This is a genomic window from Methylobacterium sp. AC433 (assembly GCF_979253015.1).
Genome location: NZ_CEEDBN010000001.1, coordinates 644,768 through 666,341, shown reverse-complemented (window position 1 = coordinate 666,341; position 21,574 = coordinate 644,768). Strand labels below are relative to the sequence as shown.

Here is a 21,574-nt window from a genome sequence, read left to right as displayed (position 1 = left end):
TTCACGCGGCCGGCAGGGGGTCGGCTTCGCGCCGGCGCGCGCTCGGGGCCGGTCCCGACGGGGCCGTGAGCCAGGCCCGGCGCCGGGCGATGAGGTGGCGGAGGCGGGCGGCCCGCTTCTCCCGGCGCTCGCAGCCGTCGCAGGACGCAGCGTCGGGACAGTCGAGGGCACCGCCCTCGAACAGGCTCACCAGGGACACGACGAAGCCGACGAGCAGCAGAACCGCCAGGGCGGCGAAGGGCCAGGCGAGGCCGAGGGCCACCAGCGCGGCGATCCCGAACTTCAGCGCCAGGGAGCCCGCGAGCTTGAACTTGATCAGGGCCGCCAGGGTCGCGCCGCCGCCGAGGAGGCCACGCGCGGCCCGCCGCAGGCGCACCCGCAGGCGCCGCCGTGCGGCCAGCGCCTCCAGCCGCTCCAGTTCGCGCGACACCCGGGCCGCCTCAGCAGCCCGAACTGCGATTCCGTTCTCCGGCAGACCCGCCTCCCCCCGTATCGGCTCCGCCGCGATGGGTGCCACGAACCGGGCCTCCGCTCCACCCCGGCGGCTGCAAAGGGGTCGCAGGTGACAAGCCGCGCGGCGGCTGATTTCCTGGCGACGGTCCCGATTCGGGACACCGTTCCGATGCATCAGAGCCGTATGTCAGCAGCCCTCGCGTCCGTGATCCTTCCGCCCGACCGGCGTCAGTCGGCGACCGCGCTCCAGGTCCAGCGCGGCGTCCGGCGCCTGTTCGCCGAACTCGGCCACGTCACCATACCGGAATTCTCCCTGGCGAACGGCCGGCGCGCCGACGTCATCGCCCTGTGTCCGGCCGGACGCCTCACCATCGTGGAGATCAAGTCCAGCGTCGCCGACTTCCGGGCCGACCGGAAATGGCCGGACTACCGGGACTATTGCGATCGCTTCTACTTCGCGATCCCGGAGACGCTCTCCACGACCCTGACCCCGGAGGATGCCGGCCTCATCGTCGCCGACGCCTTCGGCGCCGCGATCCTGCGCGACCCGGCGGACCATCCCCTGAGCGGCCCCCGGCGCAAGGCCGTGACCCTGCGCTTCGCCCACAGCGCGGCGCGCCTCCTGCACGCGCTGGCCGATCCCGGCGCCATCCGCGAAGGCGCGCTCTGAGGCATGGCGAATCGCCGCCGCTGCGCCGGCGGCCCGGCATGATAAGGAGCCACGCTCCACTCAGCGACGGCCGACATCATGCGCCTGCCCTCTCGTCGCCGTCCCATCGACGGCGATCCCACCATCCTGCGACGGCTCCAGGCCGCCTCGGGCCGCCGCTCTCTGGCGCTCTACTTCGTCATCGTCCTGGTGCTCCTGGCCACCGCCCAGGGCTACGACGGTTCGAGCCATTCCGCGCATCACTGGATCGGCCTCGGCATCTACGCGGTCTTCTCCCTCGGCCTCGGGATCGCCGATTGGCGCGCGTCCCGCCGCGACGTCGGGACGGAGCCCGGGAGGGAGTGGCTGGCCTGGACCGCCACCCTGCTGAATGCCGGCGTCGCACTGTTCCTCATCGTCGAGCATATGCTGGTCGGCGCGGTGGAGACCGAGGAGACCGCGACCGCGGTGAGCCGGCTGCCGGCCTTCCTGCTCCTGCTCCAGACAGGGCTCAGCATGCGGGTCTGGCACACCGCCGTCTTCTCGGGGCTGGTGAGCCTCGCCTGGGGCGGCACGATCCTCCTCGCCTACCTCGCCCCCGAGAGTGCCCTCCTCGGTCCGCACGTCACCCTGGATGAGGAGGTTCCGGGGCTCCTCACCTTCCTGGCCGCGAGCCTCGTGGTGATCGACGGCGTGCGGCGCCTGCAGATGGCGGTGACGACCGCCCTGCGGATGGAGCGGGAACGCACCAGCCTCGCGCGCTTCGTGCCGCGCCGGGTGGCGGGGGAACTCGCCGAGAGCGGCGGCGGGGTCGGCGCGGTGCAGTCCCGCCATGCCGGCCTGTTCGGCCTCGATCTGCGCGGCTTCTCGGCCTTCTCCCGGGATCAGGCTCAGGAGGAAGTGGTACGGGCCCTGCTCGATATCCGCGCCCTGACCCACGTGGCGGTGAGCGAGCACGGCGGCATCGTCGACAAGTACGTGGGCGACGGCATCCTGGCGCAGTTCATCGTCGGTCGGCCGCAGGCCCAGGCCGAGGCGATGCTGGCCTGCGCCCGGACCATCGTCGCGCGCCTCGTGAGCCTGAACGGGGACCGGCGCCGGGACGGGCGCCCGGAGCTGCGCGTCACCATGGCGCTGCATGCCGGCGAGGTGCTGGTCGGGGTCTTCGACGACGGGCACCGCGCCGAGTTCACGGTGCTGGGCACGGCGATGAACCGCCTCGCGCGGATCGAGGCCCGGGCGAAGGCCGCCGACCTGACCCTGGCGGCCTCGGACGAAGTCATCCGCCTGCTCTCGCCCGCCACGCGTGCGGTCCTGCGACTCTCCGGAATGCCACCGTCGGAGTGCCGCGACACCCGCGACATGGTGCTGTTCGCCGTGGATTGGACCGAGGATGTCGCGGCGCCGGAGCAGCCGGTCGCCAGCCTGGCGTGAGCCGGGGCGCTTTCCGTCCGCTCAGCCCGAGAACGACCCGAAGCCCTCGAAGCCGACGCGCTGGCTCGCGGCCTCGTCGAGCTTCGGCCGCTCGAGGATCGCCGGATCGATCTCGGGAACCGGGGCCTCCGGGCGTGTGGTCTGCGGCGACGGGACATCGTCCGGGACGGAGGGCCAGATCGGACGGTCCGGTTTCACTGTCTGGTTCATCGGGACACCCCTGGCATGCGGTGACAATCGTCAGTGAAATACAGTATACCAGAAACGCCGGAAGCCAAGGCGTGTTCCGCCGCCGCTTGAGGAGAACGGATCGGTCGGTCCGGCCGCCTCAGCCCTCGGCCTTGTCCGTCTGCCCGGTCTTCACGCCGCCCATCGGATCGGTCTCGTCCGCGTCCTGCGCCGCGTCGCCGGTGCGGCCCTGCGGTGTCAGGCGCGGCCCGTCGATGGCGCCGTCCTCCGCCGTCTCGGTTCCGGGCCGGTCCATCGGTTCGCCGGGCGCGTCCTCGACCTGCCCGGTGACCGTGTCTCGCGGCCCAGTGGCGAGGCCACCGGACTCCGGCTTGGCGGCAACGATGTGCCCGCGCGACTGGTCGTAGGCGGCCTCGGCGAAGGGATCTGTCGGCATCCGGCGCGTCTCCGTCATGAGCAGGGTCTCCTCGACCGGAGAACGCCGCCCGGACGAAGCCGGTTCGGATCAGGTGCCGCAGAAGGTCCGCAGCACCCGCTCGTGCGGTTGGGGCGGCGCGGCATAGGCCGCGAAGGCGGGCTGGTCGTCGTAGGGCCGGGCCAGCACCGTCACGAGCTCGTGGAAAGGCGCGAAGTCGTCGCGCGCGATCGCCGCCTCGATCACCGCCTCGACCCGATGGTTGCGCGGGATGAAAGCCGGGTTGACCCGGTCCATCGCCGCCCGACGCTCGGACGGTTCCAACGGTTCCGCGGCGAGGCGTGCCCGCCAGCGCGCAGCCCAGGCGTCATAGGCCGTGGGATCGGTGAACAGGTCGCGCACCGGTCCGTCGCTCTCAGGGCCGAGGGCCGCCGCCCCGAGGCGCCGGAAGGCCAGGGTGAAGTCGGCGCCCCCGGCCTGCATCGCCTCCAGGAGGGCGCGGCCGAGATCGCGGTCCTCGTCCCGCTCCGTCGTGAGGCCGAGCTTGGCCCGCAGGCCGCCGTAATAGGCCGCCTCGAACCGGGGGCCGAAGGCGCCGAGGAGGTCCTGCGCCACGGCGATGCCGTCCTCGGTCTCGGGCGCCAGCAAGGGCAGCAGCGCCTCGGCGAAGCGGGTCAGGTTCCAGTGCAGGATGCCCGGCTGGTTGCCGTAGGCGTAGCGGCCATGCTCGTCGATCGCGCTGAACACGGCCGAGGGATCGTAGGCGTCGAGGAAGGCGCAGGGCCCGAAATCGATGGTTTCGCCGGAGACGGCGCAGTTGTCGGTGTTCATCACCCCGTGAATGAAGCCGACGAGGAGCCAGCGCGCGACGAGGTCGGCCTGGCGCTCGACCACCCGGGTCAGCAGCGCGCCGTAGGGATTCGGTGCCTCCGCCAGTTCCGGGTAGTGCCGGCCGATGACGTGGTCGGCGAGCGCCCGTACGCCGTCGACGTCGCCCCGCATGGCGAAGTACTGGAAGGTGCCGACGCGGATGTGGCTGGTGGCGACGCGGGTGAGGACGCCGCCGGGCAGGACCGTCTCGCGCATGACGGAATCCCCGGTGAGCACGGCCGCCAGGGCGCGGGTGCTGGGGATGCCGAGCGCCGTCATGGCCTCGCTGACCACGTATTCGCGCAGGACCGGCCCGAGGGCGGCGCGGCCGTCGCCCCGCCGGGAGAACGGGGTCGGGCCGGAACCCTTGAGCTGGATGTCGCGACGGAGACCATCGCGCCCGACGACCTCGCCGAGCAGGATCGCCCGCCCGTCCCCGAGCTGCGGGACGCGGTTGCCGAACTGGTGGCCGGCATAGGCCATGGCCAGGGGCTCGGCCCCCTCCGGCACCCGGTTGCCCGCCAGCACCGCGACGCCCTCCGGGCTCTCGAGCCAGGCGGCATCGATCCCGAGTTCGGCGGCGAGTTCCCGGTTGACCCGGATCAGCCGGGGCGCCGCCACGGGCGTGGGATTCACCGCGGCGAAGAAGTGCTCCGGCAGGCGGGCATAGGTGTTGGCGAAGGGAATGGCGGCTGTCATCGAGGGCGTTGGTCCCGTGTGCGGCGCGGCGGACGGCTTCGACCCACGAGGTGGGGCGCCGCGCGCGCCAAGGCAAATCATGTCAGCCCCGACAGCGCGCCAGACTCCGCGCCTGACGTCGCGCGGTGCCGTCCTGTCGGAGAGCGAGGGCCTCAGCGGTCTGCGCGCTCTCCCCGGGGCGGGTGATGGCGGACGGCGCGGTGACGCCGACGGGGCGGAGCCTCGACCGCATCGTCGGGCGCGAAGCGGGCACCGCGCAGGCCGGACCGCGGCCCGGCCTCTCGCCCGATCCTCTGCACGTCGTCGTAGGGGCCGCGCCCGGTGCGCGCCCGGTAGGCGGCGCCCGCGAAATCGCCCGGGGTCGGGGGCGTACCCGGCTGCGAGAAGCTGGTCTCCGGGCGATAGGCCGGACCCCAGCCGATCTCGTCGTCGCCGGCCGGGTCCCTGCCGGGAAAACCGGTGACGTAGCCGGTGCTCTGGGCCGCGGCCGGCAGCGGCAGGGCGGAGGCCGCGGCGCAGGCCAGGGCCGCCGCGATGGCGAGGCTGGAAGGACGCATGTCGATCCTCTCCGTCGGATGGGGGCGGGCGCGCCGCCGGGCTCGGCCGCGCGCATTCACCCCGGACAACGCGACCCGTGCGGGGCGGGTTCTGGCCGAAGGCCCGGCGCACGCGTGCGACGTCCGCGCAGGGCCGCGCGTCCGCCGATGACCGTGACCGAGAGCACGAAGCCCGCGAGGAGGTCGGGCAGGTAATGCCCGCCGGCCCCGAGGGTCGCCACGACGATGACGGCGTTGAGCGCGATGACCAGGGGACCGAGGACCCGGACCGGTGCCAGCGCCCAGGCGGTCAGCACCGCGAGGCAGACGTGGAAGGAGGGAAAGGTCACGAGGCCGCGGATGTCCTCCAGGGCGAGGGTGCGCAGGGTCCCGGCGCGCAGGTGCTCCAGGGCGTCGAGGTGCCAGAGCGCGCCCAGGGTCTCGATGGACCCGTCCGGCACGGTGGCGAGACCGTAATGCACGAAGGGTCCGGCCGCCGGCACCAGGGCGGCGGCGAGCACGACCGCGAGGAGCAGCACCGCGAACATTCGCACATAGGCCCAGAGCCGGCCGACCCGGAGGGTGGCGCCGAGCACGATCACCGTGAGCCCGACCTGCGGCCCGCTGGTGTGGTAGGCGAGGGCCAGCCACCAGGCGAGGCGCGGCTGCGCCTGCAGGGCGGCGAGGTAGGCGGGCCAGTCGAAGCCGAGCGCGGTCTCCGCCCGCGCCAGGCGCGCATCGGCCAGCGGCAGCGCCCAGGTGGCGGTGAGGTAGTGCAGCACCGCGATGGGCACGGTCACGGCGATGAGGCTGGCGCTCGCCAGGGCCATCGCCCGGAGCTTCGGCTCGGACAGGACCGGGCCGAACAGGACCGCGAGGGCGAGGAGCGCCGCCACCAGCGCCGCCGCCACGCCGAAGCCGAACGGCGCCAGGGTGATTCCGCTCCGGCGCAGCCACACGGCATCGAGGAGGGCGACCGCCAGGGCGAGGCCCCAGAGAGCGGGATGCGGCGCGGCCAGGGCGGCCGAGATCCGGTGGATGCGCGCGACGGGCCTGGCGAGGGTGGCGGACCTGACGAGAAAGGATCCTGCGACGGGGGCGGCATCGGCGAGCCAGCGGCGGGTTCCGCGCGCGGGCATCGGGATCGGTGTTGCGTCGCTCACCCGGAATCCTTCTTGGTTCGTCGAAGCCGGAACTCGGCTTTGCGCCGGTTTGTTGCCCGGCATCGTTCCTTTTCCGATCCCGGTCCGGTCTCAGTCCCGATGGTCCACCGTTGAGCCGCATCGCCTTCCTGGATTTCGAGGCATCCTCGCTGGCCAAGACCAGCTACCCGATCGAGGTGGCGTGGGTGTTTCCCGATGGCGATTCGGAGAGCTTCCTCATCCGCCCGGCTCCGGGCTGGACCGACTGGGCGCCCGAGGCCGAAGCGGTGCACGGGCTCGCCCGGGAGCGGTTGGTGCAGGAAGGCATCGCCCATGACTGGGTGGCCTTGCACATGCTCACCGCCCTGCGCGACGCGACGCTTTACGCCTCGGCGCCCTCCTGGGACGGTCAGTGGCTGAGCCGGCTCCTGCGTGCCGCCGGCCTGCCGCGCCACGCCCTGCGCCTGAGGGCCACGGCGGAGGCGCAGCGCCGCGTCATCCTCGACGTGCTCGCGGCGGGCGGCGTGGCGCCGGCCGCGCGCGATGCCCAGGCGGGCAGGCTCCTGGCGGCCCTGCGGCTGGAGGCGCGCGACGATCCGGCGGCCGAGCATCGCGCCCTGTCGGATGCCCAGCGCGAGTGCCGGCGCTGGGCGCGCGCCCGCAGCCGCGCCGAGGCGCTGCTCCGCGAGGACGTCGCCCGCCCGGCGGGCTGAGCGGTCTGACGGCGAAGGCCGGCCGATCGCCTGGCCAGCCTCCAGAGCCTGCGTCCGGCGAGGCCGACGGCGTTTCGTCACCCGCCCGCGTCCGGCGTAGATCGGGGCCTCTTTTGCCGTCTGACGGGCAGCGTATCTTCCCTTTCATGTCGATCGAAACGCACTTCCTGCTGAGGAACGACCGTCCAGGCTTGCGAGACCTGGACCGCGTCGTGCTGATCGGTGCGGTGAACGCCGAGTCGGGCGCGCAGATCGAAGCGGGGACCGAAGGGACGATCGTCGCGGTCTATCCGGGAGCCTGCGCCTATCTGGTCGAGTTCGCCGAGCCTGCCGATGCCCTTGCGACCGTCCCGCCCGCGCTCCTGACGCTCGCCGTACCAGCGGATCGGTGAGCGGGAACGCGGTCGTTCCGCACCGTCTCGGCATCGATACCCGCAAGATCCGCTCGGTTTGGCTGGTGATCGCGGAGGCCGAGGGCGAGACGGGCCGCTTCGTGACAGCTTTTCCCGACCGGGACCGGTCGGCGCAGTGGCCCTGATCCGAGGGTCAAGCCCGAATCCGCTCGACCGTGTGAAGGGCCGCTGAAAGCGGCAAACCGGCCTCGGCCCTGAGGCCTGAAACGGACGGTCCGCAACCGGCGCGGTTTCGTTGTCCCGGTCACGCCTCACGATGCCGACGAGCGACCGTTCGCAGGCTGCCGATCATGGATCGAGCGATGCCCATCCGGCTTCAGCCGCAGCGGGCCCCGACGAGCTTCTTGATCGCGCTGGTTTAAAATCTCGCTCACAAGGGCGCCGGGGTGATCGGGAATGTCTCAGGACAGGCGAAAGGCGCGTGCGGATGCCTCGGCAGAGTTCGGTGTGCGCGCGCCCCGCAACGAGACGGACTGGATCGGGCTCATCCGGACCTTCGAGGGCATCGAGATCCCCTATACCGTCAAGGACGTCTCAAAGACCGGCGCCAAGATCGCGGTCCCTGCGTCCTTCCAACTGCCGGACAGCTTCGTGCTGAAGGTGGTCGGCAAGGATTTCGTCTGCCGCGTCAGGCTGGCTTGGCGCAGAGGCCACTTCGCGGGCCTCCTGATCGAACAGGTCGGCAAGATCGCCCCCAAACCCGTCGTGACGGACAGCCCGCGCGACGCGGCCGATGCATCGTACGAGTCGGTCGGTACCCGGCGCAGCAGGGTATCGACGTTCTGACACCGGACAGGCAGGAAGCCACCCGATCCGGACGTGGGTCATCCTCCGCCAGGCTGCCGCGAAGCAGGCCTTCCGGGTGTCCGCGGAGGGTCGGAAACGGACGGTTCAGCTCACGCACGGCCGGAATGCCGCACCCGAGGCCAAATGTCGGGAACACGATCGTTTCTTCGACCCTCGGTGGTCAGGGCGGCTTCCCAGCGCGAGTCTCGACACTCGGCCCTGGAGCGCCGCTTGAGCTTGGCGGCGGCGGAACAGGATCGGGGTGGCCAGATGGTCTACAGGAGGCAAACGCCGCGCGTTTGCGGCAGGCCCCTGCGACCTACGTCCCGGTTTGCGACAAGCCCTTCGAAGGCGCCGAGGCGCCTTGTCGTCAGCGAAAGAGGTTGGGGGGCGCCGGCGGGCTCGCATTGAGCAGAGTGATCGTCACCCGTCGGTTCGGCGCGATGTAGGGATTGTCGGGGAAAACCGGCTCGGTGTCGGCGCGTCCCACGACGGAAGCGAAGTTGTTGTTGGGAACCCCGGCCCCCACCAGGATCTCGCGCACGGCGAGCGCACGCCCGGTGGTGAGGTTCCAAGGTTCGCCGGCCGGCGCCGAGCCCGGGCGCGCAGCGGCCGTGTGGCCGGTGATCGACAGGCTGTTGGGCAGCCGGCGCAGGGCGGGCGCGAGTGCCTCCAGCACGCGACGGGTGCGCTCGTAGGGGTCGACGGAGCCCTCGCGGAACATGGAGCGGCCATCCTGGTCCACGAGAGAAACGTTCACGCCCTCCTTGCTAGGCTCGATCACGATGTTGCGCGACAGTTCGGCGATTTCGGGCATCTTCTGGAGCGCCTGCCGGAGGCTAGCAGCGGCGCTGGAATTGGCCTGCTCGGTGACGGCCGGACGGCTGGTATCGAGGTCACTGGGCCTGGTCAGGCGCGTTTTGTCCTCCTGCTCGGCAGAGCCCCTGGCTGCGTCGCGCCGCGCGGACGCCTTGTCGCCGGACGTGTCTGCGGAGCCCCGCGCCGGTTCGCGCGGAATGGCCGCCTTGTTGCCGGAGGTGTCCAGGGCGGTGCCGTACAGCATTCCCCCGGCGCCACTGGTTTGAGGGCTCATGGCCGCCGGCGCGAAGTATTCTGCCAAACCGATCTTCTGCTCTTCCGTAGTCATGCTGATCAGCCACATCAGCAGAAAGAACGCCATCATGGCGGTCACGAAGTCCGCATAGGCGATCTTCCAGGCCCCGCCGTGGTGTGCGTGGGGGGCCTTCTTGACCTTCTTGATAACGATGATCGGCTGGAGGGCCATGGCCGTCGAGTCCCTGCTCGAGATTGCGTCAAATCTAGGCGGGCAGAGCGGCGGTTGCCGTTTCCACTTCGTTGAAGGTCGGGCGGACGTCGCTCATCAGAGCCTTGCGGGCGAATTCTACCGACATCACCGGCGGCTGGCCGCTGATATGGGCGATAAGACCCACCTTGAGTGAAAGGTAGTACTTGGATTCGGCCTTGAGGAGGCTCTTGAGCGACTGCGCCATTGGCCCGAAGAAGCCATAGGCGACGAACACGCCAAAGAAGGTGCCTACAAGCGCGCCGCCGATCAGATGTCCCAGCACCTCCGGCGGCTCCTTGATCGCTCCCATCGTCTTGATCACGCCAAGCACGGCGGCGACGATGCCGAGCGCCGGTGTTCCGTCGGCGAGCGCTTGCATGGACGAAACGACCTGCTCCTGCTCCTCGTGGTGTGTTTCCAGCTCCTCGTCCATGAGAGCTTCTATCTCGTAGGCGTTATTGGCGCCCAGCATCAGCATGCGCATGTAGTCGCAGACGAACTCGACCGCGTGATCGTTCGCCGCAAAGGTCGGGAAGGCGTTGAACAGCGTCGACTCGCTCGGATTTTCAATGTGCGGCTCGAGCGCCATCATGCCCTTCTGCTTCACAAGCTTATACAAGGAATATTGCATCCCCAGCAGCTCAACATAGCTTTGCTGTCTGTATCGAGGGCCCCTCACCATCGTGCCCAACATGGCCGGCACAGCCTTGAGCACCGACCCGGTGTTGCCGATGATGAAGGCACCGATGGCTGCACCGAGGATGATGACAAACTCGAACGGCTGCCACAGGACTTCCAGGTGGCCACCCATCGCCGCGTAGCTGCCGAAGACGCAGACGAAGACGACGATTGCACCGATGGTCAGCCGCATGATTTGCCATCCTCACGCGGGGCAGGGACAGCCCTCGCGAAGCCACTCGTTCATCGACAAATTGATGATTAAGGTTAACGGCGAGTTTAGAGCTGGGGCCAGAGGATCATCACACGGACCTTGGCCCTTTATCCCGAAGCGGACATCCCGCCTCCGACCCGCCTTCGCCACTCACAGCGATCTCCGCGGCCCCTGAATGCGGTCCTTCGCCCGCATCAAGGTTCGCCTATTCGGTCACGTGCGGATCCATGTACTGCTTCAGGACGGCGAGGTTCGCGAAGGGCGCAGGCCACAGCACGATCCGATAGTGATCGTCCCCGTCGAGACGGTCTTCGCTCAAGGTCCTCAACCCACCGTGATGGGCCCTGACCCGGTACGTGCCCGACGCAACGTCCAGAACGTCGATCGAGCCTCCGGTGCATTCGTGAATTTCGAGCCTGCCTGACGGGAGGTCGAGGCTGGCCTCGACGACATGATCCCAGGCGTCGAGGTCCGGCTCCGGCGGTCCGTCCGCGATCTCGACTTCGACCGGCACATCCATGTTGCGTTCGGGTTGAACGACGACCACGAACGGCGCCGTCTTCATGCGGCGGACCGTATCCGCCTCGGTGTACTGGGTCGGCGCATCCGGAGCCGCCCCGTGATCCCACAGATAAAACTGATGGTAGTCGGCGAAGATGCTGTAGCGCTTGATCATTTTGATTTCTACGGTCTGCGGTGTGCTCCGGTCGCCGCGTCAGGCGGCCCCGAGATAGGCGGCCTCCAGGCCGGCATCGGCACTGAGTTCGGCGGCGGTGCCGGCGGTGACGACGCGGCCCTGTTCCAGCACGTAGCCGCGATCGGCCACCGTCAAGGCGAGGGCCGCCATCTGGTCGACGATCAGGATGGTGACGCCCTGGTCGCGCAGGTCCGCCACCACGGCGTAGAGGGCGTTGATCATCGCCGGCGCCAGGCCGAGGGAGGGCTCGTCGAGGAGGAGGATGCGCGGCTGCGCCATCATCCCGCGGGCGATCGCCAGCATCTGCTGCTCGCCCCCCGAGAGCAGGCCCGCCCGGCTCGTCGCTCGGTCGCGCAGGCGCGGGAAGCGGGTGAGCAGCGCCTCGATCTCGGCCGGGTCGATGGGCGCCTTGCGGCCATGCGCCCCGAGGCGGATGTTCTCGATCACGGTCAGCTCGGGAAAGACCTGCCGCCCCTCGGGCACCAGGGCGAGGCCGAGGCGGGCGATGGTGTGGGCGGGCAGCTGCGCGATGGCCCGGTCCTCCAGCACGATCCCGCCCGAGACCGGCCGGAGCAGGCCGGCGAGCGCCCGCAGGGTCGTCGACTTGCCAGCGCCGTTGGCGCCCAGCAGCGCCACGGTCTCGCCGGGGCGGACTTCGAGGGCGACGCGGTCGAGGACCGGGGCGGCGCCGTAGCCGGCGGTGAGGCCCAGGGTGGAGAGCACCGCGTCGGCCGGCGGCGTCCAGGCGGCGGCGCGGGGCCGCGCGGGCGTGTCGGCCCCGCCCAGATAGGCGCGGATCACCGCCGGGTCGCGACGGATCGTGGCCGGACTCCCGTTTGCGATCGGACGCCCGGCATCCATGACCAGGATCGCGTCGGAGACGCCCATGACCAGGGGCATGTCGTGCTCGACCAGCACCACGGCGATGCCCTGCGCGGCGATCCGGCGCAGGAGCCCGCCCAGCGCGTCGGTGTCGGCCCGGGTCAGGCCCGCGGCGGGCTCGTCGAGGAGGAGGATGCGTGGCCGGCCGGCCAGCGCCCGGGCGATCTCCACCAGGCGGCGGTCGACATGGGGCAGCTCCGCGGCCGGCCGGTCGAGGTCGCCCGCGTAACCGACGAAGTCCAGCAGGGACGCGGCGGCGGCGCGGTCGCCCTCGCCGGAGCGGCGCCAGAGGCGGCCCGGCTCGAACGCGAGGGCGACGTTGTCGAGAACGCCCAGTGAGCCGAACAGGCGCGTGGTCTGGTAGGTGCGGGCGATGCCGGCCCGGGCGATGGCGTGGGCCGGGGCGCCTGCGAGGTCCCGCTTCCCTAAACGGATCGCTCCGGCCTGCGGCCGGTAGAAGCCCGAGATCATGTTGAGCACGGTGGTCTTGCCGGCGCCGTTGGGGCCGATCAGGCTCGTCACCGCCCCGGCCTCCGCCCGGACCGAGACGCCCTCGGCCGCGCGGATGCCGCCGAAGCTGATTCCGATGCCCTCGACCACCAGGGCCTCGGCCCCGCGCTGCCCGATGAGCCGGCCGAAATCGACGGCAGGGGGAGCGGCGCCGGTTCGCGGCCGGGGCAGCAGCCGCGCCGCGGTGCCGACGATCCCCGACGGCACCAGCCAGAGCACCACCAGGGTGGCGAGGCCGAAGAACAGCAGGCGGTACTCGGCGAGCCCCGCCAGGGTCTCGGGCAGGAGCACGGTGACGAGAGCGCCGAACAGCGGACCGAGAACCGTGCCGGCCCCGCCGACCACCACCGAGAGCACGAACAGGATCGATTGCGAGAACGGGAACGAACTCGGGGCGATGAACAGCATCAGCGGCGGCAGCACCGCCCCGGCGAGGCCCGTCAGCGCCGCCGAGAGCGCGAAGGCCAGGGTCTTCACCCGGACCGGGTCGAAGCCGAGGGAGGCGGCCGCCACGTCGGCGTCGCGCACCGCCCGCATCGCCCGGCCGAGGCGGCTGCGGGCGAGGTGGTGGAAGCCGTAGAGGCCGAGGCCCGCGGCGAGGACGGCGAGGAACGCCAGCTCGCGCTCGGCGAAGGGAACTCCGAACAGGCTCGGCCCGACGGTGACCACGAGGCCGTTCTGGCCGCCGGTCAGCGACCCGCCCTCGATCAGCGCATGCTCGATGATGAAGCCGAACGCGATGGTGACCATCGCGAGGTAGGGACCCTTCACCCGCATGGCCGGCACCGCGAGCCCGGCCCCGACCAGCCCGGACAAGAGGCCGGCGGCCGGCACCGCGAGCCAGAAGCTCAGGCCGGCCCCGGTGAGGATCGCGCTCGCATAGGCGCCGATGGCATAGAAGCCCGCATGCCCGAAGGAGATCAGCCCGGTCAGGCCGAGGAGGACGTTGAGCCCCGTCCCGGCCACGGTGGTGAGGGCCACGAGGGCGATGACGAAGTGGCTGTAGCCCCCGGTCAGCCCGACCAGGGCGAGGCCCGCCAGGGTCAGGGCCAGGATCGTCAGCGGCATCGCGGCCGGAGCGCGCAAGCGGTGCATCGGGCTCAGACCTTGTTGATCGCGGCGCGGCCGAGGAGGCCGTCGGGGCGGAGCGCCAGGGCCAGGATGATCACCGAGAACACCACGAGCTGGGTGTAGGTGGAGCCGAGCGTCGCGGTGACGCCGGCCTCGACGAGGCCGTAGAGCAGGCCCGCCAGCACGACGCCGGTGGCCGATCCGATGCCGCCCAGGATCGCCACCGCGAAGGCCTTGATCCCGAACAGCGCCCCCATCTCGGCCGAGACCGAGAACAAGGGTGCGATGAGGAGGCCGGCGGCCCCGGCCAGCAGTGCCGAAAGCGCGAAGGCGCAGGCCACCGTGCGCCGGACGTCGATGCCCATCAGCCGCGCGGCGTCGGCGTTCTGCGCCACCGCCAGCAGCACCCGGCCGAGGTCGGTGCGGCGGAACAGGGTCCGGATCGCCACCGCCACCGCGAGCCCGACCACGGGAATGAGGAGCTGGAGCGGGTAGATGCCGGTGCCGAGGATCTCCACCGGCGTCACCGCCAGGGACGAGGGCAGGCTGCGCGGCTCCTTGCCGAAGGTGAACAGCATCGCGTTGTCGAGGACGATGCCGCCCGCCACGGTGGCGAGCAGCCACGCATCCGAGCCCTTCTCCACGAAGGGCCGGACCAGCAGCCGCTCGACCGTGAGGCCGAGGAGCGCGCAGCCCAGGAGCGCCCCGAGGATCGCCGCCGGCATCGGCCAGCCCAGAGTCACCCCCAGCGTGTAGCCCAGCACCGCCCCGAGGGTGACGGCGCTCCCCTGCGCGAAGTTCACCGTGCCCGAGACCGCGTAGGTGATGTGGAAGCCGAGCGCCACCAGACCGTACATGCTGCCGAGGCCGAGGCCTGTGATGAGCGTTCCCGTGAGCATCGGCCCCGCCCCGTCAATTGGTGACGGCGACGATCTCGCCATCCTTGAAGCGGGTGAAGACGTAGTCCTGCGGCCCGAGGGCGTCGTGCCGGCCCGGCGCGAAGGGCTTGTCGTAGGTCTTGATCAGGCCCGGATAGCTCGCGACCTTGTAGAAGCCGTCCCGCACCTCCGGTCCCTTGGTCGAGCCGGCGGCCTTGATCGCCAGGGCGAGCAGGTGGGTGGCGTCGTAGGCGTTGGCGATGCCCACCGCCGGGGTGACGTCGGCCATCGACTTGATCGCCGGATACTTCGCCTTGAGCGCATCGAGGACCGCGAGGGCCTTCGGGCTGGTGTTGCCCGCGAAGGTGAAGGTCTGGATGAAGTGGACCTTGGCCGCGCTCGGCCCGGCGAGCTCGTCGAAGCGCCCGCCGGCCGGCCCCCAGTGCGAGACCACCGGCACGCTCCAGCCCATCCGGTCGAGGGACTTCACCACCTGGGCCGAGGGTCCGACATTGCCGACGAGGAACAGGGTGTCGGCGCCCGCCTCCCGCAGGCGGGTGAGCTGGGGCACCATGTCGAGATCGGCCGCCTCGTACTTCTCGATGCCGGCGGCGGGCAGGTCGGCGGCCTTGAGCGCCGCCGTCAGGCCCTGCTGGTTCGACTCGCCCCAGGCGTTGTTGACGAGGATCATCCCGGGCTTCTTCGCCCCGTGGGTCTTCACCGCGTAGGCGACGAGGGCCTCGTCCACCAGGGCGTCGACCGCCGAGACCCGGAACGCGTAGTTGTCGGCCGCCCCGTTTCGGGTGATGCCGGTGCCGGCGGCCCAGGGGCCGAGGAACGGCACCTTCATCTGGTTGGCGATGGGCACCAGCGCCATCGAGACCGGCGTGTCGAGGCCGCCCACCAGGGCGACCACGCCGACCCGCTGGATCAGCTCGCGGGCGGCGAGCACGCCCTTCGACGGGTTGGCCTCGTCGTCCCGCGCCACCAGTTCCAGGGGCCGCCCGAGCACGCCACCGCCGGCATTGATCTCGTCGATGGCGAGGCCGATCCCGCGGGAGATCGCCTCGCCGGATTTCGCCGACTGCCCGCTCAGCGCCGTGACGAGGCCGATCCGGATCGGCTCCTCGGCCCGGGCGGTGCCGGCGAAGGGCAACCCGAGGAGCAGGCAGGCGCCCAGGGCGAGGCGGCGGGTCAGGTGCGGCGTCTGGCGTCTGCGCATGGACTTGTCTCCGGCGGATGCGTCGGGATCCGGTCCGCAACCCCTGTGCCATCGGCTTCGGCCTTGAATTGGCTCGACAAATTTCGCGGACAGCCGCCGCACTGCCTCCCGATGCGCCAAAGTGCATACACTTGTTGCATGCACTTTGGCGGCGTTTGCGGCAGGGATGGGCCTGACCCAGGAGATCCGATCATGACCGACACCACCGCCCGGGATGCCGCCAACGTCACCGCCTATCTCGAAGCCTCGATGGTGCCCGATCCCGAGCGGGCGGCCGGCTACATGGCGCCGGGCATCACCATCGTGTTCACGGGCGGCCGCACCTTCGCGCATCCCCGTGAGGTCACGGCCTTCAATGCCGGACGCTACGCCTGGGTGAAGAAGCGGATGGAGCGGCTCGACGTGGTTCCGGGCGACGGCGTCACCACGGTCTACAGCCTCGGCACCCTCTACGGCGCCTGGCCGGACGGGACGCCCTTCGAGGGCAACCGCTACGTCGACCGCTTCACGGTGCGCGACGGCCTGATCGTGACCATGGAGGTCTGGAACGACAGCGCCGAGCGCATCCTCAGCCAGCACGGCCTGAACACCTGAGGCGGGCTCAGGCGCCCACCGGCTCGATATAGGGCGCGAGCAGGCGGCCGAGGTCGCGCTCGCGCGGCGGGGTCGCGACGATCCGGGCCCGCTCGGCCACGGCGTCGAGGTGATGGTCCATCAGCGCCATGGCCCGCTCCGGGTCGCCCGCGACCAGGGCGGCGACCAGGGCGCGGTGCTCGCTGACCCCGCACTCGGCGGAATGCGGCCGGCTGTAGAGCGAGAGCACCAGGGCGCAGCGGTAGCCGAGTTCGGCCACGTAGCGCTCCAGCACCGGGCTGCCGGTCATCTGGGCGAGCAGCAGGTGAAACTCGGTGGCGAGCCGGATCGAGGCGCCGTCCGCGCCGCACTGGACCGCCTCCTCCTGGCCGATATGCGCGTTCAGCGCCGCCTGCTGCTCCGGCGTCAGCCGCCCGGCGAGGCGCGCGACCACGAGGCGCTCCAGGCTGATGCGCACGTCGAAGGTGTCCCGCGCCTCCGCCCAGCTCGGGGTCGCCACCACGGCGATGCGGTTGCGCCGCAATTCCACCAGCCCCTCCCCGGCCAGTTGCCCGAGGGCCTGGCGCGCGATGGTGCGGCTGACGCCGAAGCGCTCACCCAGCGCATCTTCCGGCAGCCGGTCGCCGGGCATGATCGCCCGCTCGACGATCGCCCGGCGCAGGGAGCGGCAGATCGAACCCACCCGGTCCCGGCTCTCCACCCGCGTCGCGTCGTCCCGCACGTCGTCCCGCATGTCGTCCCGATCCCTCCCGCAACGTTCCCGACGGTTCGGAAGCACGAGCGGGACCAGACGGGTTCCTGTGCCGGCAGCCGGGGTTGCGCAAGTCACGGCCCGAACACGATCGGCCCCGCCGAGGCGCCGACGGCGAAGGCCTGCGCCACCGGGCGCGCGGACGATCGTCGCCCGCATCGGCCCGCGCATCGGTCCTCGCCAGTCTGACGAGCCAGTGTTTCCGCCAGGGCCGTTACTTCAGGACGGCGCCCATCGCCGTCTCATTACACAGATTGGAAAGAGGCCTCCCCCATCCCACAAATCATCGGCGGATCGTCGTAGGAATTATACAGCATCGAAAGAGATCTGATCACGTTTTTCAGATCTATACGATCCAAGTACCATTGATTTATTGGCCCGGTTAACCCAGCGTTGAGCTTTCCCATGGCATGGGATCGAGTACCCGCATCCGGATTGCAGACCATGCCGCAAGGGCTCCATCGCCGACGCTTTCTTCAGGTCGGGGCCGCTGCCGCCGCCCCCGTCGGCGCCATCCCCTTCGCCGCCACGGCCCGGGAGACGCGCGGCCTCGACGCCCTCGCCCGGGATCTGCGCGGTCGCGTGCTGCGCCCCGGGGAGAGCGGCTATGCCTACGCCGCCTGGCCCAACAATGCACGCTGGGCGGAGGTTCGCCCCTCCGCGATCGCGATGTGCGCGGGTCCCGCGGACGTGCAGGCCTGCATCGCCTGGGCGCGCCAGGAGAACCAGCCCTTCGCCGTGCGCTCCGGCGGCCACAGCTACGCGGGCTTCTCCACGACCGAGGGCCTGCTCATCGACGTCAAGCCGATGAACCGGGTCACGGTGGACCTGGAGGCCGGCCTCGTCACCGTGGCGGGCGGCGCGAGCAACCAGGACATGGCCGACGCGCTGCGGGGCACCGGACACGCCGTGCCGTCGGGACGATGCCCCACGGTGGGAACCAGCGGCCTCGTCCTCGGTGGGGGATGGGGCTTCTCGGCGACCCATTTCGGCCTGACCTGCGACAGCCTGCGCGCCACCGAGATGGTGACGGCGGATGGCCTGCTCCGGCGCGCCAGCGAGCTCCGCGGCGAGAACAGCGACCTGTTCTGGGCGGCCCGCGGCGGCGGCGGCGGCAATTTCGGGGTCCACACGGATTTCACCTTCGCCCTCGACCCGGTCGGCCACGTCACGACCTTCAACATCGCCTGGCCGGCCCAGCGCCAGGTCGAGGTGATGCTGGCCCTGCAGCGCATTCAGCGCGACCATGCGACCATGCTCGCGACACGCAGCAAGATCGCCCCCAGGCGCCCCGGCGTTCCGGACCGGCGCGACCTGGGCGCGCAGACCCTCGGGATCTACTGGGGCACGCCGGAGGACCTGCGCGAGGTCATGGCGCCGGCCTTCGCGGTGCTGAAGCCGGACCTCGCCCAGATCAATCATCTCGACTACTGGAGCGCGCGGGACTACCTGGCGACCGACGACCCGACCGGGCTCTACGACATGCGCTCAAGCTACGTGGCGGGCGGCCTCTCGGGCGAGGCCCTGGAGACCATGCTCACCTGGATGACGCGCTGGCCGGGCGGCTCGGTGCGCCAGGACAATCTCGGCATCCTGTTCGCGGTCGGCGGCCGGGTGAAGGACAAGCGTCCTACCGACACCGCCTACGTCCACCGCACGGCGGATTTCATCTTCGAGATGGAAACCTCGTGGGCGCCGATCGACCCGCCGGACGTGGTCGCGCGCCAGCAGGCCTGGCTGGCCGAGTATTTCGCGGCGATGCAGCGCTTCGTGATGCCGCGCTCCTACGTGAACTTCCCGAGCCGCGACCTTCCGAACTGGAAGCTCGCCTATTACGGCGAGAACCTCGAACGGCTGCAGGCGATCAAGCGGCAGGTGGACCCGGGCAACGCCTTCCGATTCCCGCAGAGCATCCCGCTGGACTCGACCACGGCGCGGGCGGAGTAGCCGCACCGATGCTCCGGTCCCTTCGGCTTCCAGGAACGGTCCTCGGCCTCGCGGCGCTCGCGGGGTGCATGGTGCTGGCGGCAGGCCCCGTCCCGTGCGCCCGCGCGGGCGAGGCGCTCGCGGCGGCCGAGGCGGCCGCCCCCCTCAGGCAGGTGACCTGGACGCGCTACACCGCCGCCCCCTACATGATCACCGACGGCCCGCAGGCCGATGGCGGGATCGCGGACCGCATCAGGCACATCCTGATGAAGCGCCTCGACGGCTACGCCCATCACACGATCAACGCGCCGTTCCCCCGCGTGGTCAGCGCCATGAAGCAGGGGGCGGACTGGTGCTTCGTCGGCGGCGTGCGGACGCCGGAGCGCGAGGCCTTCGCGTACTTCTCGCGCCCCACGGGGATGTTCTATCCCCTGCGCATCATGGTCCGGGAGGAGCAGCGCGCCCGCTTCGAGGCCCTCGGGCCCCTTTCCCTGCGGAGCCTGCTCGCGGACCATCCGGACCTGCGCACCAGCATGCTGCGCAACCGCTCCCTGGGCCCCGCGATCGACGCGATCCTGCTCGGTGTGGGGGCGCCGCAGCTGCATTCCGAGTTCGACGAAGCCTTCCGCATGTTCCAGAACGGCCGGCTCGACTACCTCGTCGAGTATGCCGATATCGCGGCCTTTTACGCCGCGGCCCTGGGTGAGCCGAGGCCCTGGGTCGGGCTGCCCCTGGCCGAGGCCCCGGAGCCGGTGTTCAGCCGGGTGATGTGCTCGCGCACCCCCTGGGGCCGGGAGATCATCGACCGGATCGACGCGATCCTGTCGGAGGTGCGCCCGACGGCGGAGTACCGGCGGATCATCGAGGCCTGGTCCGCCCCGGAGGACCTGCCCAAGCTTCACGCCGTCTACGATTCGTCCTTCCTGTCGAGCGAGTAGCGCCGCGGATGCCCAGATCGCCCTTCCGCTCCCGGACGCCCGGGTCCGCCGGCCCCGGGCGGGCCTCCGAGGTGCCGCCCCCCAGCCGCGCCCTCGCCACCCGGCTGATGCGGGTCATCTTCGGCTGCTACATCGTGGTGGCGATCGCCCTCACGGGGGTCCAGATGGCGATCGAGTATCGGCGCGCCAGCGACCGGCTGCGCGACGACCTGTCCGCCATGGAGCGGACCTTCGGCCCGGGGATCGAGGATGCCCAGTGGCGCTTCAACGCCGCGGTGCTCACCGGCATCCTCACCGGCATGACGGAACTGCCCGCGGTGCTCGGCGTCGAGGTGCGCGACGAGAACGGCCGTCGCGTCCAGGCCCTCGGGACCATCACCGGGCCGGACGGCCGCATCGTGGAGGTGGCGCGCGACGGCACCGAGACCGCGGCCCCCCCGGTCTTCGGCCGCGCCATCAGCCGCACCTTCGCCCTGGTCCACACCGAGCGCGACGGGCAGCGCTACCCGACCGGCTCCTAGACGCTCCACTCGAACGACGCCATCGCCATCGACCGGGTGAAGAACACGCTCATCGTGATCCTGATCAACTCGGCGCTGAAGTCTCTGGTGCTCGGGCTGATCTTCTTCGTGGTGATCCGCCACATGGTCGGGCGCCCCCTGGCGCAGATCAGCCGCTTCCTGGCCCATCTCGACGCCGACACCCTCGGGACCCGCCCCCTGACGCTGACGGCCGGGGGACGCCACGAGCTGCATGCGCTGACGAACGCACTCAACACCATGGTCCGCCGCCTGCGCCGGGCCTTCGAGGAGAACGCCCGGCTGATGCAGGACCTGCGCGAGATGAACGCCTCGCTGCAGGCCCGCGTCGCCGAGCGCACGCAGGACCTCGAGCGCCTCGCCAACACCGACCTGCTCACCGGCCTCGACAACCGGCGCCGGCTCGACGCCGCCCTCGAGGCGGCGATCGCCGCAGCGGAGGCGGACGGCACGGAGCTCTGCGTGATCCTGGCCGACGTGGACCACTTCAAGGCGATCAACGACCGGCACGGACACAAGGTCGGCGACCGGGTGCTCGTCGCCCTCGCGGCCGTCCTGGCGGAGGGCGCGCGCCCGGCCGACACGATCGGGCGCTGGGGCGGCGAGGAGTTCATGATCGTCTGCCCGAGGACCGGTCTCGACGCGGCGGCGACCCTCGCCGAGCATCTGCGCCGGCAGATCGCGGCGACGGCCCTGCCCGCCGTCGGCACCCGGACCTGCTCCTTCGGCGTCGCCGCGTTCCGGCCGGGCGAGACCAGCGACGGCCTGGTGACCCGCGCCGATGCCGCGCTCTACCGCAGCAAGCACAACGGGCGGAACCAGGTCACCCTCCAGGCCGCGGAGGGCCGGCCGATAGGAGAAGCCTGGGCGCGCGGCGCCGCCTGACGCTCCCTGACGCGGACTGTGCGGATGGCGGAGACCGGGTCACGCTCCCTGAACAGCGCAGGCCGGCCGGGGCGGACGCGAACGACGTCTCCGGCGTGAAGCGTTCCTGCGTCAGAGCGGGCGGCGAACGGGCGAGGCCACGGCGCGTTGCTCCCTCACAGATGCGCCCCAAGCGATGGAGCCG

The 21,574-nt window shown here is 71.1% G+C and carries 24 protein-coding genes; 11 read left to right on the top strand and 13 right to left on the bottom strand.

The features are described from left to right. Position 1: 1 nt before the first annotated feature. Positions 2-517 (bottom strand): hypothetical protein, encoded by a 516-nt coding sequence (locus AC0IWM_RS03255; protein WP_471753039.1) that lies wholly within the window; start codon positions 515-517, stop codon positions 2-4. 120 nt (positions 518-637) lie between these two features. Between AC0IWM_RS03255 and AC0IWM_RS03250 the strand changes: the two genes are divergently transcribed. Both AC0IWM_RS03250 and AC0IWM_RS03245 read left to right on the top strand, forming a co-directional pair. Continuing rightward, complete coding sequence (locus tag AC0IWM_RS03250) at positions 638-1,123, top strand: MmcB family DNA repair protein (protein ID WP_056477827.1); 486 nt, start codon at positions 638-640, stop codon at positions 1,121-1,123. Between the two features lie 78 nt (positions 1,124-1,201). Next, entirely contained in the window at positions 1,202-2,536 is a 1,335-nt protein-coding gene (locus AC0IWM_RS03245) for an adenylate/guanylate cyclase domain-containing protein (protein ID WP_471753038.1), read from the top strand. A 21-nt stretch (positions 2,537-2,557) separates the two neighbouring features. Here AC0IWM_RS03245 and AC0IWM_RS03240 read toward each other — a convergent pair whose 3' ends face one another. The 5 genes from AC0IWM_RS03240 to AC0IWM_RS03220 all read right to left on the bottom strand — a co-directional run bounded on the left by AC0IWM_RS03240 (position 2,558) and on the right by AC0IWM_RS03220 (position 6,408). Then, positions 2,558-2,746 carry a hypothetical protein gene (locus AC0IWM_RS03240; protein WP_056477823.1) on the bottom strand — a complete coding sequence of 63 codons (189 nt, stop codon included), beginning with the start codon at positions 2,744-2,746 and terminating at the stop codon, positions 2,558-2,560. Between the two features lie 118 nt (positions 2,747-2,864). Beyond that, a complete protein-coding gene (locus AC0IWM_RS03235; protein ID WP_471753037.1) occupies positions 2,865-3,161 on the bottom strand; it encodes a hypothetical protein in 297 nt (98 codons plus the stop codon). Positions 3,162-3,230: 69 nt separating this feature from the next. After that, on the bottom strand, positions 3,231-4,709 hold the full coding sequence (locus tag AC0IWM_RS03230; RefSeq protein ID WP_471753036.1) for a protein adenylyltransferase SelO: 1,479 nt from the start codon (positions 4,707-4,709) through the stop codon (positions 3,231-3,233). A 152-nt stretch (positions 4,710-4,861) separates the two neighbouring features. After that, positions 4,862-5,266 (bottom strand): hypothetical protein, encoded by a 405-nt coding sequence (locus AC0IWM_RS03225; RefSeq protein ID WP_471753035.1) that lies wholly within the window; start codon positions 5,264-5,266, stop codon positions 4,862-4,864. 56 nt (positions 5,267-5,322) lie between these two features. Continuing rightward, positions 5,323-6,408: a phosphatase PAP2 family protein gene (locus AC0IWM_RS03220; RefSeq protein WP_471753034.1), complete on the bottom strand. Its 1,086-nt coding sequence runs from the start codon at positions 6,406-6,408 to the stop codon at positions 5,323-5,325. Positions 6,409-6,518: 110 nt separating this feature from the next. Here AC0IWM_RS03220 and AC0IWM_RS03215 point away from each other — a divergent pair, with 110 nt between their 5' ends. The 4 genes from AC0IWM_RS03215 (at position 6,519) to AC0IWM_RS03200 (ending at position 8,299) form a co-directional block, all read left to right on the top strand. Continuing rightward, complete coding sequence (locus AC0IWM_RS03215; protein ID WP_471753033.1) at positions 6,519-7,100, top strand: 3'-5' exonuclease; 582 nt, start codon at positions 6,519-6,521, stop codon at positions 7,098-7,100. A gap of 146 nt (positions 7,101-7,246) precedes the next feature. Continuing rightward, on the top strand, positions 7,247-7,492 hold the full coding sequence (locus AC0IWM_RS03210) for a DUF4926 domain-containing protein (protein WP_471753032.1): 246 nt from the start codon (positions 7,247-7,249) through the stop codon (positions 7,490-7,492). After that, positions 7,489-7,638, top strand: a complete 150-nt coding sequence (locus tag AC0IWM_RS03205) for a hypothetical protein (protein ID WP_471753031.1) — start codon at positions 7,489-7,491, stop codon at positions 7,636-7,638. The genes AC0IWM_RS03210 and AC0IWM_RS03205 overlap by 4 nt, the downstream gene beginning before the upstream one ends. A gap of 322 nt (positions 7,639-7,960) precedes the next feature. Then, positions 7,961-8,299: a PilZ domain-containing protein gene (locus AC0IWM_RS03200; RefSeq protein ID WP_471753029.1), complete on the top strand. Its 339-nt coding sequence runs from the start codon at positions 7,961-7,963 to the stop codon at positions 8,297-8,299. A 370-nt stretch (positions 8,300-8,669) separates the two neighbouring features. Here AC0IWM_RS03200 and AC0IWM_RS03195 read toward each other — a convergent pair whose 3' ends face one another. The 6 genes from AC0IWM_RS03195 to AC0IWM_RS03170 form a co-directional block, all read right to left on the bottom strand. Beyond that, on the bottom strand, positions 8,670-9,584 hold the full coding sequence (locus tag AC0IWM_RS03195; protein ID WP_471753028.1) for a flagellar motor protein MotB: 915 nt from the start codon (positions 9,582-9,584) through the stop codon (positions 8,670-8,672). A 34-nt stretch (positions 9,585-9,618) separates the two neighbouring features. After that, a complete protein-coding gene (gene motA, locus AC0IWM_RS03190) occupies positions 9,619-10,476 on the bottom strand; it encodes a flagellar motor stator protein MotA (protein ID WP_471753027.1) in 858 nt (285 codons plus the stop codon). Between the two features lie 226 nt (positions 10,477-10,702). After that, positions 10,703-11,173: a hypothetical protein gene (locus AC0IWM_RS03185; protein ID WP_471753026.1), complete on the bottom strand. Its 471-nt coding sequence runs from the start codon at positions 11,171-11,173 to the stop codon at positions 10,703-10,705. Between the two features lie 39 nt (positions 11,174-11,212). Then, positions 11,213-13,681: a branched-chain amino acid ABC transporter ATP-binding protein/permease gene (locus tag AC0IWM_RS03180; protein WP_471753024.1), complete on the bottom strand. Its 2,469-nt coding sequence runs from the start codon at positions 13,679-13,681 to the stop codon at positions 11,213-11,215. A 5-nt stretch (positions 13,682-13,686) separates the two neighbouring features. Then, on the bottom strand, positions 13,687-14,556 hold the full coding sequence (locus tag AC0IWM_RS03175; RefSeq protein ID WP_471753023.1) for a branched-chain amino acid ABC transporter permease: 870 nt from the start codon (positions 14,554-14,556) through the stop codon (positions 13,687-13,689). 13 nt (positions 14,557-14,569) lie between these two features. Next, positions 14,570-15,757 (bottom strand): ABC transporter substrate-binding protein, encoded by a 1,188-nt coding sequence (locus AC0IWM_RS03170; RefSeq protein WP_471753022.1) that lies wholly within the window; start codon positions 15,755-15,757, stop codon positions 14,570-14,572. Between the two features lie 192 nt (positions 15,758-15,949). Between AC0IWM_RS03170 and AC0IWM_RS03165 the strand changes: the two genes are divergently transcribed. Further along, complete coding sequence (locus AC0IWM_RS03165; protein WP_471753021.1) at positions 15,950-16,351, top strand: nuclear transport factor 2 family protein; 402 nt, start codon at positions 15,950-15,952, stop codon at positions 16,349-16,351. A gap of 7 nt (positions 16,352-16,358) precedes the next feature. On the opposite strand, the gene AC0IWM_RS03160 is transcribed toward AC0IWM_RS03165, so the two are convergent. Continuing rightward, a complete protein-coding gene (locus tag AC0IWM_RS03160; protein WP_471753020.1) occupies positions 16,359-17,084 on the bottom strand; it encodes a GntR family transcriptional regulator in 726 nt (241 codons plus the stop codon). Between the two features lie 462 nt (positions 17,085-17,546). On the opposite strand from AC0IWM_RS03160, the gene AC0IWM_RS03155 reads away from it, so the two are divergent. The 4 genes from AC0IWM_RS03155 to AC0IWM_RS03140 are packed head-to-tail and all read left to right on the top strand — an operon-like array spanning position 17,547 to position 21,390. Next, the gene (locus AC0IWM_RS03155) at positions 17,547-19,049 is read left to right on the top strand and encodes an FAD-binding oxidoreductase (RefSeq protein ID WP_471753019.1); all 1,503 of its coding nucleotides are present in this window, start codon (positions 17,547-17,549) and stop codon (positions 19,047-19,049) included. An 8-nt stretch (positions 19,050-19,057) separates the two neighbouring features. Further along, a complete protein-coding gene (locus AC0IWM_RS03150) occupies positions 19,058-19,966 on the top strand; it encodes a hypothetical protein (RefSeq protein WP_471753018.1) in 909 nt (302 codons plus the stop codon). Between the two features lie 8 nt (positions 19,967-19,974). Then, the gene (locus AC0IWM_RS03145) at positions 19,975-20,487 is read left to right on the top strand and encodes a hypothetical protein (RefSeq protein WP_471753017.1); all 513 of its coding nucleotides are present in this window, start codon (positions 19,975-19,977) and stop codon (positions 20,485-20,487) included. A 36-nt stretch (positions 20,488-20,523) separates the two neighbouring features. Further along, positions 20,524-21,390 (top strand): GGDEF domain-containing protein, encoded by an 867-nt coding sequence (locus AC0IWM_RS03140; protein WP_471753016.1) that lies wholly within the window; start codon positions 20,524-20,526, stop codon positions 21,388-21,390. Positions 21,391-21,574: the final 184 nt, after the last annotated feature.